The organism is Methylocella sp. CPCC 101449 (assembly GCF_031921685.1).
Classification (GTDB): domain Bacteria; phylum Pseudomonadota; class Alphaproteobacteria; order Rhizobiales; family Beijerinckiaceae; genus Terripilifer.
In genome coordinates, this window is the sequence record NZ_JAPDHU010000003.1 from 171,694 (window position 1) to 187,833 (window position 16,140).

The 16,140-nt window shown below is 61.1% G+C and carries 16 protein-coding genes; 7 read left to right on the forward strand and 9 right to left on the reverse strand.

Annotation, left to right across the window (positions count from 1 at the left end; all coding sequences use genetic code 11):
- The first annotated feature begins 151 nt into the window (after positions 1 to 151).
- The 3 genes from OIM99_RS20990 to OIM99_RS21000 all read left to right on the forward strand — a co-directional run bounded on the left by OIM99_RS20990 (position 152) and on the right by OIM99_RS21000 (position 3,035).
- Positions 152 to 1,423, forward strand: coding sequence for a Rieske 2Fe-2S domain-containing protein (locus OIM99_RS20990; protein WP_311852433.1), 1,272 nt, complete (start codon positions 152 to 154; stop codon positions 1,421 to 1,423).
- A gap of 26 nt (positions 1,424 to 1,449) precedes the next feature.
- Positions 1,450 to 2,445 carry an ABC transporter substrate-binding protein gene (locus tag OIM99_RS20995; RefSeq protein WP_311852434.1) on the forward strand — a complete coding sequence of 332 codons (996 nt, stop codon included), beginning with the start codon at positions 1,450 to 1,452 and terminating at the stop codon, positions 2,443 to 2,445.
- A gap of 113 nt (positions 2,446 to 2,558) precedes the next feature.
- A complete protein-coding gene (locus OIM99_RS21000; protein ID WP_311852435.1) occupies positions 2,559 to 3,035 on the forward strand; it encodes a hypothetical protein in 477 nt (158 codons plus the stop codon).
- A gap of 6 nt (positions 3,036 to 3,041) precedes the next feature.
- On the opposite strand, the gene OIM99_RS21005 is transcribed toward OIM99_RS21000, so the two are convergent.
- Together OIM99_RS21005 and OIM99_RS21010 are read right to left on the reverse strand one after the other, a co-directional pair.
- Positions 3,042 to 3,830 (reverse strand): enoyl-CoA hydratase, encoded by a 789-nt coding sequence (locus OIM99_RS21005; RefSeq protein ID WP_311852436.1) that lies wholly within the window; start codon positions 3,828 to 3,830, stop codon positions 3,042 to 3,044.
- Entirely contained in the window at positions 3,827 to 4,960 is a 1,134-nt protein-coding gene (locus OIM99_RS21010) for an NAD(P)/FAD-dependent oxidoreductase (protein ID WP_311852437.1), read from the reverse strand. The genes OIM99_RS21005 and OIM99_RS21010 overlap by 4 nt, the downstream gene beginning before the upstream one ends.
- Positions 4,961 to 5,189: 229 nt before the next feature.
- Here OIM99_RS21010 and OIM99_RS21015 point away from each other — a divergent pair, with 229 nt between their 5' ends.
- Complete coding sequence (locus OIM99_RS21015) at positions 5,190 to 6,194, forward strand: hypothetical protein (RefSeq protein WP_311852438.1); 1,005 nt, start codon at positions 5,190 to 5,192, stop codon at positions 6,192 to 6,194.
- A gap of 135 nt (positions 6,195 to 6,329) precedes the next feature.
- On the opposite strand, the gene OIM99_RS21020 is transcribed toward OIM99_RS21015, so the two are convergent.
- Together OIM99_RS21020 and OIM99_RS21025 are read right to left on the reverse strand one after the other, a co-directional pair.
- Positions 6,330 to 7,769 (reverse strand): porin, encoded by a 1,440-nt coding sequence (locus OIM99_RS21020; RefSeq protein WP_311852439.1) that lies wholly within the window; start codon positions 7,767 to 7,769, stop codon positions 6,330 to 6,332.
- Positions 7,770 to 8,133: 364 nt separating this feature from the next.
- Positions 8,134 to 9,366: a DUF2336 domain-containing protein gene (locus tag OIM99_RS21025; protein WP_311852440.1), complete on the reverse strand. Its 1,233-nt coding sequence runs from the start codon at positions 9,364 to 9,366 to the stop codon at positions 8,134 to 8,136.
- 143 nt (positions 9,367 to 9,509) lie between these two features.
- Between OIM99_RS21025 and OIM99_RS21030 the strand changes: the two genes are divergently transcribed.
- Entirely contained in the window at positions 9,510 to 10,010 is a 501-nt protein-coding gene (locus tag OIM99_RS21030) for a MaoC family dehydratase (RefSeq protein ID WP_311852441.1), read from the forward strand.
- Positions 10,011 to 10,014: 4 nt separating this feature from the next.
- A complete protein-coding gene (locus OIM99_RS21035) occupies positions 10,015 to 10,884 on the forward strand; it encodes a CoA ester lyase (protein ID WP_311852442.1) in 870 nt (289 codons plus the stop codon).
- A 4-nt stretch (positions 10,885 to 10,888) separates the two neighbouring features.
- On the opposite strand, the gene OIM99_RS21040 is transcribed toward OIM99_RS21035, so the two are convergent.
- From OIM99_RS21040 to OIM99_RS21050, 3 genes are read right to left on the reverse strand one after another with little or no spacing between them, the layout of a single operon-like run.
- Entirely contained in the window at positions 10,889 to 11,854 is a 966-nt protein-coding gene (locus OIM99_RS21040; protein ID WP_311852443.1) for a tripartite tricarboxylate transporter substrate binding protein, read from the reverse strand.
- Positions 11,855 to 11,879: 25 nt separating this feature from the next.
- Positions 11,880 to 12,851, reverse strand: a complete 972-nt coding sequence (locus tag OIM99_RS21045) for a tripartite tricarboxylate transporter substrate binding protein (RefSeq protein ID WP_311852444.1) — start codon at positions 12,849 to 12,851, stop codon at positions 11,880 to 11,882.
- Between the two features lie 56 nt (positions 12,852 to 12,907).
- Positions 12,908 to 13,876 carry a tripartite tricarboxylate transporter substrate binding protein gene (locus OIM99_RS21050; protein WP_311852445.1) on the reverse strand — a complete coding sequence of 323 codons (969 nt, stop codon included), beginning with the start codon at positions 13,874 to 13,876 and terminating at the stop codon, positions 12,908 to 12,910.
- A 141-nt stretch (positions 13,877 to 14,017) separates the two neighbouring features.
- Here OIM99_RS21050 and OIM99_RS21055 point away from each other — a divergent pair, with 141 nt between their 5' ends.
- Entirely contained in the window at positions 14,018 to 14,389 is a 372-nt protein-coding gene (locus tag OIM99_RS21055; protein ID WP_311852446.1) for a hypothetical protein, read from the forward strand.
- On the opposite strand, the gene OIM99_RS21060 is transcribed toward OIM99_RS21055, so the two are convergent.
- Together OIM99_RS21060 and OIM99_RS21065 are read right to left on the reverse strand one after the other, a co-directional pair.
- A complete protein-coding gene (locus tag OIM99_RS21060) occupies positions 14,374 to 15,126 on the reverse strand; it encodes an NUDIX hydrolase (protein ID WP_311852447.1) in 753 nt (250 codons plus the stop codon). The two genes, OIM99_RS21055 and OIM99_RS21060, sit on opposite strands and share 16 nt — an antisense overlap.
- Entirely contained in the window at positions 15,123 to 16,034 is a 912-nt protein-coding gene (locus tag OIM99_RS21065; RefSeq protein WP_311852448.1) for a PhzF family phenazine biosynthesis protein, read from the reverse strand. Before OIM99_RS21065 ends, OIM99_RS21060 begins: the two co-directional genes overlap by 4 nt.
- Positions 16,035 to 16,140 lie beyond the last annotated feature (106 nt).

The window sequence follows — 16,140 nt, forward strand, 5'->3', positions numbered from 1 at the left end:
GAATATCGAAGGCTGGCGAACACGGCCTCGTCCAGGGAGGACAATTGGCGCATCGCTTGCGGTGGCATGGTCATGCCAAACCAACGCAAGAACACGCGCCCCAGTTCGATCCCTCTCCGACCCGCGCCGCGCCGAACAGCGGGAGGATATCATGCTGAGACACGAGGATAACGAGCGGCTGACGCGCGTTGGCGCCGGGACGCCCGGCGGAGAACTCTTCCGGCGCTACTGGATCCCCGCACTGATGTCCTCCGAACTGCCGGAAAACGACGGAGCGCCTGTGCGCGTGCGCTTACTCGGCGAAGATCTGATCGCTTTCCGTGATAGCAACGGCGATGTCGGCCTCGTCGATGCCTTTTGTCCGCATCGCCGCGCCCCGATGTTTTTCGGCCGCAACGAAGAGTGCGGATTGCGATGCGTCTATCACGGCTGGAAGTTCAACACCCGGGGCCATTGCGTCGACATGCCCTCAGAACCTGAAGGGTCGACGCTGCACCAGCGGGTCAAGATCAAGGCTTACCCCTGCATCGACAAAGGCGGCATCGTCTGGACCTATATGGGTCCCAAGGAGACCATGCCCGAGCCGCCGGATTATGAATGGATGCGCGCACCCATAACCCATCGGCATGTCTCGAAAACTTATGAAGAATGCAATTATCTCCAGGCGATGGAAGGCGGCCTCGACACCGCGCATTCGTCTTTCGCCCATAACAACAATCTCGGCAATCGCAATGAGCCGCGCCTCCGCGATCGCTCGCCGCGACTTGACGTCGAGCGCACCGAATATGGCTATTGCTACGTCTCCTTCCGCGACCTGAAGGACGGCAACTATTACATGCGCATCTATCATTTTGTCATGCCGTTCCAGCAGTTTCGCGGCGGCATTCATAAGTTCGATGGGTCGCGCCGCGACTATCCGGAACTCAATGGCCATATCTGGGTGCCCATCGACGACACCACGACCTATGTCTACAACTGGGCTTGCGCCTATGATGCCGACGCCAATTTCAGCGAGGACAACATCCTCGAACGTGAATATTTCTACGGCCGTGGCCCCGATCAGATGATCCCCGGCACGTTCCAATTGAAAGCCAACAAATCGAACGATTATTTCATCGATCGCAATAAGCAGAAGTCCGAGACCTATACGGGCATCGAGGGCATCAATACGCAGGACTTCGCCTTGCAGGAAGGCATGGGGCCCATCGTCGACCGCTCCCTGGAACATCTCGGCAGCTCCGACAAAGCCATCGTCGCCATGCGGCGCTTGATGTTGGAGGCCGTTACCGATGTCGAGGAAGGGCGCAGGCCCAAAGGCGCCGATCCCAAAATTCATGCGCAGATCAGGCCTTACGACGGTTTCATGCAAACCAACGATAACTGGAAAGAAGTCTTCGCCGCCGAACTCACCCCGCGTTGGTGAAAGGCCGCGAAACTTTGGAGACTTGAATGACGATTGATCTTTTGCCGCTCAGCATCGCGCTTTCCAACAACGAGCGTACCCGCCCCGTGATCGAGGGACGCCACCAGCCGCAAGGCGTCAGGCTTCTGCCGACCGTGGTTCATCCCTCAGAAATGTTCTGGCGTCAGCTCAAATTCGCCGAGTTCGACATTTCGGAAATGTCGCTGTCGTCCTTGTTCATCGCGGTGTCGAAAGGCGATCAGCGCTTCGTCGGTCTGCCGATCTATACCGCGCGCATGTTCTTTCATACCCGCATCATCGTGCGCAAAGACAGCGGCATCAAAAAGCCGTCCGATCTCATCGGCAAGAAAATCGGTGTCCCCGAATATCAGCAAACATCGGCCATCTGGTCGCGCGGCGTGCTGCAACATGAATTCGGCGTACATGCCCGCGACATCGATTGGTACATGGAGCGCGTACCGGATATCAGCCACGGCGGCTCCACCGGCTTCAAACCGCCGCCAGGTGTCAGGATCAATCAAATTCCACTGTCGACCAATATCGGCGACATGCTGGTGAAGGGCGAACTCGACGGCGCCCTGCTCTATCTCAACGAACGCAATCTGGTCGATCGCAGCAGCGCCGACGTCTCCGAGGTTTGCGAACCGCTGTTTCCCAACGCCATCGCGGAATCGACCCGCTTCTATCAAAAAACCGGGCTCTATCCGATCAACCACGCCATGGTGATCAAGCGCGAGGTGCACGAGAAATATCCCTGGGTGGCGGTGAACGTCTATCACGCTTTCATGGCCGCCAAGGCCGAAGTCGAGAAAACCGCCCAGGCGACCCTGAAGGACTATGCCGCCTGCGGCCTCGTCGCGGCGGAACCCGCCAAACTCTTCGCCACCGACCCGAAAAGCTACGGCCTGCGCCACAACCGCAAGGTCATCGAAACCATCGCGCAATACGTGCACGAACAAGGCCTTACCGACCGGCAGGTGGAGGTGGAGGAAATCTTCGCGCCAGCCACCCTCAATCTGTAGCGGGCACCTGTTGGAACCCGCGGATGGGCAGACTGCCAAGATTGACAGGCCGTTCGCCCGCCCCAATATGGGGTTTGAATAGGGAGCGAAATCGCCCCGGTCGGAACGGAAAGATGAGCCAGATCAGGGTTGAACCCGGCGAAGACATGCTCGGCTTCGGCTGCGCCTGCTGCGGCAGCGACGGCGGCGTGCGCGGTTTCATCTATGACAATGAAGACCCGCTGGCGATCTATTATGCAGAGGCCGGCGGCATGTCGAACATGCCCGTTGTGCTCGTCGGCATCGCCATGGGCGCCTGGGAGGCGGGAACCACCAAATCGCAGCGCACCGCCATCGTCTTCGCATGCAGCAAGCCCGACAATGCGCCGCGCCAAACTGTGCCGACCACGCCCTTTCTGCTCGGTTTTCCCGAGTTCCCTCTGCTCGGCGAAACGATCGAGCCGGAGGTTGCGCACGAGCATAAGGACTATGCGCGGCTGCTCGAACTTTGCGATGCCCTGATCGATAACGATGCGCGCTTCATGCATCTGCGCAACGATCCCGTCGCCCGCCGTCGCTTCATCGCCGATGCACCCTCGGCGGAAACCTGAGCGGCCTCAAACGCCCCTGAACTGTGGCACGCGTTTTTCTTTGAAAGCCGCCTGCCCTTCCTTGTAGTCTTCGCTGCTGAAACAACGCGCCACAAGCGCATCAGCGCCGGCGCGATCGCGCTCATCATGCGGCTTGGCGGTTTCAGCCAGCGATTTCTTCAACGCCATCAGAGTGAGCGGCGCATTGGTGGCGATGGCGGCAATATAGTCATCGGCAGCCTGATCGAACGACGGCGCATCCCATGTCTTGTTGACGAGCCCCAATCGTTCGGCCTCGGCGCCGTCCACAATGCGTGCGCTGAGCAGCATGTCGCTCGCCGGTCCCAAACCGATGCGATGCACTAAGGCTTCGACATTGGAAAACGCATAACCAAGCCCCAGCCGCGCCGCTGGAATACGAAAGCGCGAATCCGAGGAAGCGATCCGCAAATCACAGCACAGTGCCAGCGCCAAACCGCCACCGAAGGCGATGCCGCGAATGCGCGCGAGCACGGGCTTTTGGGCGTGCATCAGCGCTTCCATGCCGGCGAGCACTGCCGCTTCATAGGCCTGTACGGCGGCTTCGCCCGTGCGCTTCGTGCCGAACTGCGAAATATCGGCACCGGCGCAGAAGGCCTTGTCGCCAGCACCGGTCAGGACGATCAATCGAACCGAGTGATCTCCTTCAGCCTGCGCAACAAGCCCGGGAATGGCACTCCACATCTCGAAAGTCAGGGCATTCATCTTCGCCGGCTGATTGATCGTCAGCGTAGCAACGCCATTTCCGACTTGATAATCAATGCGTGGCTCGCTCATGCATTCGCCTCTGCTGCAACCATATCCGCCACGCGCTCGGCGATCGCAAGCGCACTGGTCAATCCTGGACTTTCGATACCATAGAGCGCGACAAGCCCGCGCACACCATGCACATCTTGCCCTTGAACCATAAAGTCGGCTTCCGCCGCGCCTTGCGGCACGATCTTCGGTCGCACGCCCGAATAGTCCGGCAACAGTTCGCCATCCTGCAAGCCCGGCCAGTAGCGTCGGATAGCGCGATAGAATTTGTTCGCCCGCGCCGGATCGACCGCATAGTCGATCGCCAGATCGTCTTGCGTATCGAGCCATTCGACATCCGGGCCAAATCGCGCCCGGCCGGCCAGATCGATGGTCAAATGGGTGCCCAAGCCCCCCGGCTCCGGCACCGGATAGATCAGTCGCGAAAACGGCGAGCGACGGCCAAGCGTAAAATAATTGCCCTTGGCGAAATGCGGCTGCGGGATGCTGTCGCGGGCGATGCCTTCAATCATATGCGCCAGCCGGGGCGAAGCGAGGCCCGCCGCCAGCACGCAAGTGTTGACCGACATGTCGCAGGCCTCATCACCGCCAAGTCGAACGCGCAAATGTTCCCCTGCGCGCGAGGCGCCCAGAAACGGCGTCGCGAAAGCTGTGCTAGCGCCGTGCATCGCCGCATCGCCTTCCAGTGCCAGCATCAGCGCATGGGTATCGACGATGCCGGTCGACGGCGAGGCGAGCCCCATGACGCCTTCGATCTCCGGCTCCATCGCCTTCATCTCGTCGCGCCCAATTTCGCGCACATCGGTCGCGCCATTGGCATGAGCGCGCGCGGTGATCGCGAGCAGCGTGTCGCGTTGCTCGGCGCTGGCGGCAACAATGATTTTACCGCAGCGCGCATGCGGAACGTGATGATCGGCGCAGAAGCGATAGAGCCGTTGGCGGCCTTCGACGCAGAGCCTGGCCTTCAGTGAGCCTGGCGCATAATAGATGCCGGCATGGATGACCTCGCTGTTGCGCGACGACGCACCCTGGCCCACGGCGCGCTCGCGTTCGACCACCACGACCTCGCGGCCTGCACGCGCCAAGGCCCGCGCGATAGCCAGACCGATAACGCCAGCTCCAATCACCAGGCAGTCGATATCAGCATTCATGATCGACCCATCCGCTTCCACCATCGGGATAACCCCAGCGCGAGGCCGGTGCAAATAAGACCAGGAGCCGAGAGGCTTAGCGGGCAGCCTGAGACAGCGGTTTTCCTCTCCCTGGCAATGAGCTAGAAAAGATGCCAGCGAAGCAGGACGCCATAAAAAGCCTGCTCGCGGCACAGGATCGCCCGGCCATCATTCACGTCGCGGCGATCAGAGGAAACGGAGAGGGTTTATGCGCGCCAAGGCTGTATTTGCATCGGCCACATTGGGTATTGCTGCGTTCGTCTCGGCGGCGAACGCCCAATCAGGATCAACGGTCAATCTCTATGTCGGCTATTCGGCGGGCGGCGGCTACGACGTTTATGGCCGGATGGTCGGCCGTTTCATGAGCCGCCATCTGCCTGGCTCCCCGACGATCCTGATCCAGAACATGCCCGGAGCAGGCAGTCTGCGGCTTGCCAACTGGCTTTATGCCGTGGCGCCGAAGGACGGCAATAATTTCGGCATCGTCGCACGCGGCGTCGCCTTCGATACCCTGCTCGGCATGCCCGGCACCAATTACGACGCCACCAAATTCACCTGGCTCGGCAGTGCCGCCAATGAAGTGAGCGTTTGCGTCGCCTGGCACACCAGCAATATCAAAACCGTCGACCAGATTTTCTCGCAGGAGTGGATTGTCGGCGGCACCGGCGGCAGCGCCGACACCGATCAATATCCCAAGCTCATCAACGGCGTTCTCGGCACCAAGATGAAACTCGTCGTCGGCTATCCTGGCGGCAGCGACGTCAATCTCGCGATGGAACGCGGTGAAGTACAAGGACGCTGCGGCTGGTCTTGGTCGAGCGTCAAGTCGACCGCGTCAGAGTGGCTACGGGACAAGAAGATCTCAGTCCTCATGCAATTGTCCTTGAACAAGCATCCCGATCTGCCGAACACGCCCCTGGTCCTGGATCTGGCCAAGACGCCTGAGCAGAAAGGCATCTTCCAACTGGTCTTTGCCCGGCAGGTCTTGGGACGCCCCTTCCTCGCGCCTCCCGGCATACCGCCCGAACGCGCCGCCATCCTGCGCAAGGCTTTCATGGATACGATGCAAGACAAGGAGTTTTTGGCCGAGGCCGATCGCGCCAAGCTGGAAATCACGCCGGTGTCAGGCGAGGACGTGCAGAAGATCGTCGCCGACGCCTATGCGATGCCGCCAGAGGTCATCAAGAAGACCGCGGATCTGCTGAAGGAATAAAGAAGCGCCTCACACGCGGAAGCAATTTTACTTCGGATAATGCCAGCAAAGAAAAACCCCGGTGCTTTCGCACCGGGGTTCTTGTTTCTAAGCCTGTTTGATCAGGCGAAGAGCAGATTAGCGAAATTCTTCGCTTTAGAACGTGCGCTCGACGCGAACACGACCCGTCCAGTTGCTCGGGCTGACCGAAGCCAGCGTGCCGAGACCAACCGGAACCGAGAGCGGCAGGCTCTGGTTCAGGCGCGAGTAGGACAGTTCGACACCGATGTCGAAGCTACGAACCGGCGACCAGATCAGGCTACCCATGAGGGTCCAGACCGTGGCATTCGACAGACCGCCGTTCGCCCAAGCCGTGTTGCGGGTAACCGAACCCGGCATGATGCGCGCATACGAACCGATCAAGTTCGAACGCAGAGACGGGGTCCAGTAGTGGGTGAACATGGCAGCAGCCGACCAAGCCTTGGTCTGCTCCGCGCCACCAACCGTACAAGCCGCGTTCACGCAGAACAGCGTCACGTTGCGGTCGGCACGCAGGAAGCCACCGAGCCAGTTAGCCGACACCGGCGGGTTCGAGTTGATACCCGAAGTCGTCACGTAGTCGAGCGCGCCGACGCCATAAGCGACCCAGCCCTGGATGTGATCGCCAGCAGCGAGCATCGGCAGGTTGACACGGAGACCACCGCTGACCGCCCAACCGGTACGGCTGACGCGCGGGCCGGCGTTGCCAACGACCGCGAGAGCGGCGTTGCCGAACGTGGCGTTGTTCTCGAGCACCGCGGCCGACAGCATCGCGGAACCCCACGACTGGTCGATGCGGACGTTACCGACGAGGGCCGGCAGACGCTGCGCGTTCGGGCCAGCGGTCGCCGCCGTAGCGGTGAACGGGTTGGCGCCGAGCGTGTTGGCGGCCGTCGAGTTGGTCAGTTCAGCGCGGTTTTCCAGGGCGATGGTCGCCGAGAAGCCGCCGCCGAAGGTGGCGGTGTAAGCCAACTGACGGATGCCGTTCGGGAAGCCCGCGGTCACCATCGCATGGTACTGATACGGCGGCAGGAACGTGAAGTTCGAAGCCGCCTGACCGACGGTGAAGCCGGCGAAACGGATGTAGGCCGCTTCGATGGTTGCCGAGTTGGCGTTGCCGGCGGCGAAAACGCCACCGGTGTAGCCCGGAGGAGTGTTGCCGAGGCCGGAAGCGGCCATCAGGCGCAGCGCGAAGACGGTCTGCACGGTGCCCCAAGCAGACTGCGTGCGGGCGTCCATGTTGACGATGCCGCGAGCGTACCAGCCATTCTGGTCAACCGCGTTCGACGAGATGAACGTGCCGGCGCCACCGGTGGTCGAACGATGCGAGACCGCATTCTTCGCCGGGGTGTACCACATGTCGACACGGACGCGGCCACCGACCTTCAAGCAGGTGTCGGTGCCGGGAATCCAATAGAAGCCTGCGCCGTAAGCGTCGCAAACTCGCACATATTCAACAGGCGCGGCCTTGCGCGACGGCAGGTCCGCTGCCTGCGCGCCGGCCACGGCGAGCAGAGCCGCCGAGGTGCCGAGCAGAAGGCTCTTGGTGAGCGTCATTACTTAACCTCCAGATTAAGACTACGAGATAGAGGATCCGGATCGAGCCTGACCGGCGGGCGCAATTCCCACAGGCCGAACCATTTGATCCTTCATCTCTGCCCCTTGCCCCGGGTCCGCTCCCTCTGAGCAGCAGACCTGACGCAATTTTGCTCCCGGTGATTCCGTTCGCGAAGGACAATGTAACCGAAACATGGCGAGCGGCGAACTTCCAAATGCCTTAAAACGCTTCCAAAAGGCGTGTTCTTCCCGGAGTGTGACTTTACAGCCACAATTTCTCCACATAGTGGGGAGAAAAATTATAAGTATATGATTTTAAATAATAAATTCAAATTAAAGACTGTGGCTTAACGGTAAAAAACTGTCATGCGGCGTTGCAAAAAAGCTCGTCTTCGATCGCTTTCAGATCGATCGCGATCGGCGGACGAACCTGAACCGGCTGAGCAATTGCGGCAAGATCTGGTCGGACGATCGGCGTCATGGTCATCGCCCTTTGCCGGGCTTCCTCGCGCGCCGCCTCGGCTTGGAACCGGCGCAAAGTGGCGATCACTGGCCGCAGCGCCGGATCATGCCGCGCCTCACAGGCCGCCAGCACGGGCTCCACCACACTTAATCTCAGGGCCCCTGTATGACCGTAGCTGTCCTCGATCCCCAGCTCATCGAAGACGTCGAGCGCCGCCTTGATCGGGACGATCAGCCAATCCGGCAAACCGGAGCGGGCGAACAGAGCCCGGAAGCCGGCCCCCTTCCACAACCGCGTGAGACCGGCGACGCGTTCAGCCGAAAAGCCCGACAGTTCGCTCAGTGCTGCCTCGAGCAACAATCGGTCACCCGACAGGAGCGAGCGCAACAACAGGGCCGCCGTGAGCTGCCGGCCGTCGCGCAGATGCCGGACCAGCGCACAGAGATCCTCGACCTGGTAGTCGCTGTCGCTGGCAATAATCACCGCGCCGCGTTCGCAGGCCTCGCGCTTCACCCGCGTCAACCGCTCCTGCGGAATCCAACCGGCAACGAAGCTCGCCAGCGCCGTCGCCGTCGCCTCAACCAGGCGCACGCGTAGGTCCGCGGGCAGTTCCGACAGTTGCAGGATGGCTTCCCTGATCTCGCCATCATCCGCGAAACGATCGATCAGCCGCGCCAGCACGGCATCGGGCAAATGCGCGTCAATGATCGTCAGCACGGCTTCGCGGCAACCGATCTCGGCCAGCACCGCTCGCAAGGGCGCGGTCAGACCGGCACGGCGCGCGATCACCACCTGCGCCTCGGCGCAGCCTCCGACAACGATGTCGATCAGATCTCCATCCTCCAGCACCGGCGAATGCTGCAGGATCGGCAGGGCCACATCGAACTGGTCGGCGGCAAGTGACGCGACGATGTGGTGCGGCGCTGCGTCCGACAGGGCAAGCGCCACGGCGAGTTCACGCCGGACCAACGGCGAAGGATCGTCGAGCAAAACCGCCATCGCCACCAAGGCATCGGCACGCTCGGTTTCGCTCAGATCGGAAACCAGAAAAGCCCGCGCCAGGGCGCCCGCAGCACGCGAGCGCTGCGCCACGGTCGCGGTTTCGGACCAGGCAAGAAACGAACGGACGATCATGATGATCAGCAACTCTGTCTGGACACTTCGCCAGCCCGCCGGGCAAAGTAGGTCCGGCCCTAGAATGGGATTTTATGGTAAATGCCCGTTTAAGACTCGACCGCCATAAGGCCGGGCATCTGTATCATTAGGAGACACCTGCGATGAGCAAGACGCCGATCACCGCCGACGACAAGCGCCACTGGCGCGGCGGCCTCTATCTGGAGGATTTCGAGGTCGGCGTGGTCTGGAAGCATCGCCTGACCAGGACAGTCACCCAGATGGACAATATGTTGTTCTCCAACATGACGATGAATCCGCAGCCCCTGCATGTGGACCGGCATTTTTGCGAGACCGAGACCGACTGGGGCCAGCCGCTGATGAACTCCCTGTTCACCCTCGGCCTGATGATCGGCATCGCCGTCACCGACCTCACCAACGGCACCACCATCGCCAATCTCGGCATGACCGAAACGCGTTTCCCCAATCCGCTCTTCGAAGGGGACACGGTTTATTGCACCACGGAAATTCTTGGTAAGCGCGAGTCGAAATCGCGGCCGGATGCCGGCATCGTCGAATTTCATCACAAGGCCTTCAAACAGGATGGCAAGCTCGTCGCCGAGACCAAGCGGCAGGCGTTCATCCTGAAACGCCCCAAAGCGTGAGCGCATGCGCTCGCTTCTCTTCGTTCCGGCCGACAGTCCGCGCAAGCTCGAGCGGGCCTTGGCCAGCGGCGCCGATGCGCTGATCCTCGACCTGGAAGACTCCGTTGCCGCCAGTTCCAAACAACAGGGCCGCGACGGCGCGGCCGCATTTCTGGCCACCCATCGCGGGCCTGGCACGCCGAAACTGATCGTGCGCGTCAATGCGCTCGATACCGGGCTCACCGACGCCGATCTCGATGCGATCGTGCCCTTTGCGCCTTCGGCCATCATGCTGCCGAAGGCGCAAGGCGGCACAGACGTGCAACATCTCTCGGTAAAACTAAGTGTGCGCGAGGCCGAGCGCGGCCTGCCCGCCGATGCGATCTCGATCATCCCGATCGTCACCGAAACCGCGGCGGCAATGTTTCAACTCGGCAGCTACCGCAACGCCAGCGCACGCCTGATGGCGATCACCTGGGGCGCCGAAGATCTCGCCGCCGATATCGGCGCCGAAACCAATCGCTTCGACGACGCCACCTATACGCCGCCCTTCGCCTTGGCCCGCAATCTGATGCTATTTGCGGCCGCCAGTGCCGAGGTCGACGCGATAGATACAGTCTTCGCCAATTTCCGCGACAGCGACGGCTTCCGCCGCGAATGTCTTGCCGCACGCCGCGACGGCTTCGTCGCCAAAATGGCCATTCATCCCGATCAAGTGACCATCATCAACGAGGTGTTTTCGCCGCAGCCGCAGGAAGTCGACAAAGCGCGCGCCATCGTCGAGGCCTTCAAGGCCAATCCCGACGCCGGCGTTCTGTCGATCGCCGGCGCCATGGTCGACCGTCCGCATCTGCGCAAAGCGCAGCGGCTTCTGGCGCGTTTGGCGGCAGGCTGAAGCCTCAGCCCTGTTTCTCGATATTGGCGAGCTTGACGTAGTCTTCCCAATTCTTGATCTCGCGCAGGAAGAGCGCCTGCGCGTCCTCGGGCGTACTGACCCAGGGATCACTGGCGAAGGTATTGAGGAAGGCCTTGCCCTCCGGACTTTTCACCACTTCGTTAAGCCAGCCATTGAGCTGTGACACGATCGGCTGCGGCGTCGCCACCGGCACGAAACCGGCGAACCAGCCGGAGAGGCTGACGTCAAACCCCAATTCACGAATGGTCGGATAGTCGGGCGCCGCTTGCAGGCGATCCGGCGTCGAGACCGCCAGAACACGCAGCCGCCCCGCCTTCTCCTGCGCCACCGCCATCACGTTGTCGGGAATACCGAAATCGACATTGCCGGCAGCCAGATCGTTGAGATAGTCCGCCCCGGTGCGATACTGCACCTCGACTGACCGCAGCCCCGCGAGCTTGGTGAACATGGCACCGACGACCCGTGCGGCGGGATTGGCCGTCGCATAGCTTGCCTTGTCGCCCTTGCCCTTCATCGCTTCCACGAATTCAGGAAAGGTTTTCCAGGGCGCATCGGTGCGCACAGCGATCATCACCGGCTGCCGATTGATCGTCCCAATCGGCAGCAATGCCTTGCCGACATCGACGCTCGGCTGTTTCATCATGTTATGCGCGGCGGCTAGCGAACTGCCACCTGTGACATAGACCGTATGGCCGTCGGGCTTCGACCTTGCCGTATATTCGGTGGCGATGTTGCCCACCGCTCCGACCTTATTTTCGACGATGATGTTGCGTTTCGCCAACGGCTTCATCTTCTCGGCGAAGAAGCGCACGATCACATCAGCACCGCTACCGGCCGCGAAACCACAGACGAAACGAATATCCTGGGTCGGATAGGCCTGCGCCCAGGCCGGCACACCGACGGCGCAAGCCGTCGCCGCGCCGATGGTAAAATGCCGCCGCGTCAACATAGGGATTCTCCCTCTCATAAGCCCATTACTCGGCCTTGATGCCGGCCGCACGGATCAGTTTCGTGAAGGTGGCCACGTCACGCGCCACCAGTGCTTCCATGTCGGCGATCGACATGGCGCTGAGAGAGCGACCGCCGGTCTTTTCGAACAGCGCGACGACGTCAGCTTGCGTGCCGGCCTTGCGTACATCCGCACGCAGCTTTTCAAGCACAGGCGCTGGTGTCGCCGCCGGCACGAACAAGCCGAACCAGGTTTCCATGTCGAGATCGCCGATGCCCAACTCCTTGATCGTGGCGACATTTGGCGCGCCCGGCAAACGCTGTGCCGTCGAAGCAGCGAGCGCCATCACGCGCTTGTCGTCGACGAGCTGCTGCGCGGTGCCCCAGTTGTCGAAAAACAGATCGACCCGGTCGCCGAGAATATCCTGATAAGCCGCCTGCGCCCCGCGATAGGGCACGTGTGTCATCTTCACGCCCGCAAGTTCCGCGACAATCGCCATGCCGATATGCTGGCCCGTGCCGCGCCCACCCGACGCGTAGGTCACCTTTTCCGGATTGGCGCGCGCATAGTCGATCAATTCCTTCAGCGACTTCTGCGGTAGACCCGGACGCGCGATCAGCATGTAGGGATTACCGACGACAAGACCGACGAGTTTGAAATCCTTCAACGGATCGTAGCTCAGCTTATCGTAGAGGCCTGGATTGAGAGCGATATTGGCAAGGCCTCCAAGCAACAGCGTATAGCCATCGGCCGGCGACTTTGCCGCCGCCTCCGTACCGACGAGCGTGCCAGCGCCTGTGCGATTTTCGACCACCACCGGCTGACCGAGAATTGGCCCCACACGATCGGCGATAATACGTGCTGCCGTATCGAAGCCGCCGCCGGGCGGTTGCGGCACGATCAACTTCAGCGGACGATCAGGAAAAGTTTGCGCCTGCACCGCGAAAGCCGTCACGGCCAATGCTAAAGCCAAAGCCCCACGCCTGATCAGATTCATCCCTTGCATCCCTCGCATCACCTGCTCCCTCCTTTGCGCCTCGTGGACGCTCCCCTTCAATCAGCCGTCACACCGATGGTCTTGAGCAATTTCGTCCATCGCTCAAGTTCATTGCGAACGAATGTTTCTGTTTCCTGCGGTGTCATCTGCAATGGCCGGCCACCGATCTGGCGGAACAACGCCATCACTTCCGGATCGACAGCGATCTTTGCAACCGAGGCTCGTAGACTTTCGACCGTAGCTTTAGGCGTTGCCGCCGGCGCATAAAGACCAAACCACGTTTCCATATCCATCGGTGCCAGGCCGGTTTCAGCCACCGTCGGCACATCGGGATGAAACGCCTGCCGCATACGTGACGACACCGCCAACGGAATCACCGCCTTTCCCTCCACATGCGGCATCGCTGTCTGCGAATTGTCGAAATACAAATCGATGCGTCCCGTCAAGAGGTCTTGATACGCGGGCTGCGCGCCGCGATAGGGCACATAGAGAAATTTAACGCCCGTCGCATTCTCCAATGTCGCGATCGCAATATGCTGGCCGGAACCTTTGCCATAAGCGACGGTGACTTTATCTGGATTGGCACGCGCATAGTCGATCATGCCGTGCAAATCTTTGTAAGGCGCATCCTTGCGCGAGATCAGCGTATAGGACCAGCTCACCACCAAGCCGAGCGGCGTGAAATCCTTCACCGGATTGTAGGCGATCTTGGCATAGAGACCTGAGTTGAGCGCCATGTTGGAAAGGCCACCGACCAACAAAGTGTAACCATCGGCCGGCGATTGCAGCACGGCTTCGGTTCCCACCAAGGTTCCAGCGCCCGTCCGGTTTTCCACGACAAATCCCTGGCCGTAGATGCGTTGCAAACGTTCCGCCAAGACGCGGCCCACAACATCAAAGCCACCGCCGGGCGACGACGGCACGATGATCCGCACCGGTCGATCCGGATAAGTTTGCGCGGCGACCGGCATACAGCCCACAGCCAGCGCCAGCGATGCCAAGATGTGCAAAAATTTGATCGGCATTGGCGCGCCTCCCTTCGCCCATATGTCGTAGCCAGCTTAACCGGCTCGGCGTCGATCGGAAATGGCTTTAACGGCGCTTGAACGATTGTCGGCATCATCTCGTGGCGCTAACTTGACGAGACTCTTCGCAAGAGGCTGACAATGATCACCTACCGCCCACAGCGTCCCACCTTACGCCTGACACTGCCCTTTCTGCTTCTGTCAGCCACGGTTCTGACCGGCTGCAACAGCACGCAGCCGCAGGTCAGCGCCGCCGCGCCGACCGAAACCTATTCCAGCGTCACGCCTGCAAGTTTTCGCATGCCGGAAGGCTCAGGCTGCGCCGGCGAGGTCGCCCGCTGGCAGGCCATTCAGGATAACGATCGCCAGACCGGCAACGTCAATCAATCGGTCTACAACCAGATTAAAGCGGATATCGATAAGGCTTCGGCCGCCTGCCAGGCCGGTCGCGATGGCGAAGCGCGCGCCATCGTGCGCGCCAGCCGGGCCCGTCATGGCTATCCGGCGGGCTGAACCGGATCGTTCATCCGCGACAACATCAAGTCGAGATAAGCAACGACAAAGCTCGGCATGACCTCCGGCCGCAAATTGCTAGCTCGCCTCACCCCATGCAGGCGCACCAGTTCCGCTTGTGCGTCCGAACGCAGAAACGCGTCGACTTGTGCGATGATCGTCGCCGCATCGAGCGGGGAGCGCGCGATCTTCATGCAACCGACACGCGGCCCGTCGAACACGACCGTCCAGCCCGCTTCGCATTGAACCTGTTCGGCCGTGATCCCGGTTTCCTCAGTGAGCTCGCGCAAGACGCTGCCGGCGAGATCGACACGCGCACCTGCTTGATCACCCAAAACGTCGCCCAGGTCGGGCGTGCCGGCCGGAAAATAGATCTTGCCTGCATTGGCGGTATGCGGGGCCATTTCGCCGAGCAGAAAGACGTCATCGCGGGACGCCAGCGCGGCGGCGGCAAAACAGTTTCGAACCGTCGGGTCGGGAAAGCCGAAATCGCGCCAGGCCAGGAAATCGCGATAGTTGGTCGGGAAATGTCGCGTGGTGAGCACGCGCTGGCCACGGCGTTCCGTGATCTCGAAGTGATCAAGCAGCAGGACGCGCCCGTCATACAGCAACGGCTTTTGCGCGATGAGCTTCGCCCAATGCGCATCGATCTCTGCCTTGCGCTCGACGGCGAATGCCCATTCGCGCGGTACATAAGTACTTTCGATTATATCGACCGTCTCGACACGGACATTCATGCTTCAATCGTGCCTTCCATGACCGGCACGGCCGCACCGCCGATGGCGGCGCTTTGAAGAACGCCGTCGACGACGCTCAGTTTCAACATGATCTGGCTCGGCCGTCCCATTTCATAGCCCTGTTCGATGACGATGAGATGTTCGCCATCCTCGGGCTTCTCGTAGGCCATGCAGACACCGGCAAAAGCGGCGGCGGCCGATCCGGTGGCCGGATCCTCGGCGATGCCGAGCTTCGGCGCGAACATCCGCGCATGAACGTGATGGCCTTCGTCCGACACCTGCTTGGTGTAAAGCAAGGCACCGAAGCCGCCCTCGCCCGGAAAGGCAGCATCCCAATGGGCGAGGTTGACGCGCGCACGCGCGACAGCCGCGAGCGAGGCAACCGGTATGAAGCTCAGGGCCACGCCGGCAGACCACACCCCGGTTTGATGGTCGTCAAAGCCGATATCGCTTTCATCCAGCGAGAGAGCTTGCGCCACCTCCGCAACGGTTCCCGTATCGCCGAGCCGCTGTGGCAGGTGCGGCAAAATAAATTCAGCTTCGGCTTGCCGCCCCTTGCGCTGCCGCACCGTGCAGGAAACCGCCCCAATTTCCTCTTCGATCACGAGGCCGACGTCTTGTACCTGGATCAGCCGAGGGGCTTTCATCAAGCCGATGGCCACGGCCGCCCCGATCGTCGGGTGACCGGCAAAAGGCAATTCGGCGCCCGGCGTGAAAATGCGTACGCGCGCCGTATTCACAGGATCGCGCGCTTCCAGCAGGAAAATCGTTTCCGATAGATTGAACTCACGCGCGATGCGCTGCATGTCGTCGCCCGACAGTCCTTCGCTGTCGATCACGACAGCCAGCGGATTGCCGCCAAAACGGCGTTCGGTGAACACGTCGAGAGTTTGAAACTTGCGTCGCATGGCTCACAATTGGCGCATATCTGTCGGACTGGTGCAAGTCTGCCAAGAAAAAGCGATTGACCTGAGAAGCATACAGCCCGTCGCCCGTTCTCGGGAGAGATCGGGA

Coding starts and splice junctions, on each gene's coding strand:
- OIM99_RS21015 (WP_311852438.1), top strand. CDS start 5,190: ATGCGCGCCAAGGCTGTATTTGCATCGGCCACATTGGGTATTGCTGCG.
- OIM99_RS21060 (WP_311852447.1), bottom strand. CDS start 15,126: ATGAATGTCCGTGTCGAGACGGTCGATATAATCGAAAGTACTTATGTA.
- OIM99_RS21000 (WP_311852435.1), top strand. CDS start 2,559: ATGAGCCAGATCAGGGTTGAACCCGGCGAAGACATGCTCGGCTTCGGC.
- OIM99_RS20995 (WP_311852434.1), top strand. CDS start 1,450: ATGACGATTGATCTTTTGCCGCTCAGCATCGCGCTTTCCAACAACGAG.
- OIM99_RS21005 (WP_311852436.1), bottom strand. CDS start 3,830: ATGAGCGAGCCACGCATTGATTATCAAGTCGGAAATGGCGTTGCTACG.
- OIM99_RS20990 (WP_311852433.1), top strand. CDS start 152: ATGCTGAGACACGAGGATAACGAGCGGCTGACGCGCGTTGGCGCCGGG.
- OIM99_RS21050 (WP_311852445.1), bottom strand. CDS start 13,876: ATGCCGATCAAATTTTTGCACATCTTGGCATCGCTGGCGCTGGCTGTG.
- OIM99_RS21035 (WP_311852442.1), top strand. CDS start 10,015: ATGCGCTCGCTTCTCTTCGTTCCGGCCGACAGTCCGCGCAAGCTCGAG.
- OIM99_RS21025 (WP_311852440.1), bottom strand. CDS start 9,366: ATGATCGTCCGTTCGTTTCTTGCCTGGTCCGAAACCGCGACCGTGGCG.
- OIM99_RS21045 (WP_311852444.1), bottom strand. CDS start 12,851: ATGAATCTGATCAGGCGTGGGGCTTTGGCTTTAGCATTGGCCGTGACG.
- OIM99_RS21055 (WP_311852446.1), top strand. CDS start 14,018: ATGATCACCTACCGCCCACAGCGTCCCACCTTACGCCTGACACTGCCC.
- OIM99_RS21010 (WP_311852437.1), bottom strand. CDS start 4,960: ATGAATGCTGATATCGACTGCCTGGTGATTGGAGCTGGCGTTATCGGT.
- OIM99_RS21040 (WP_311852443.1), bottom strand. CDS start 11,854: ATGTTGACGCGGCGGCATTTTACCATCGGCGCGGCGACGGCTTGCGCC.
- OIM99_RS21065 (WP_311852448.1), bottom strand. CDS start 16,034: ATGCGACGCAAGTTTCAAACTCTCGACGTGTTCACCGAACGCCGTTTT.
- OIM99_RS21030 (WP_311852441.1), top strand. CDS start 9,510: ATGAGCAAGACGCCGATCACCGCCGACGACAAGCGCCACTGGCGCGGC.
- OIM99_RS21020 (WP_311852439.1), bottom strand. CDS start 7,769: ATGACGCTCACCAAGAGCCTTCTGCTCGGCACCTCGGCGGCTCTGCTC.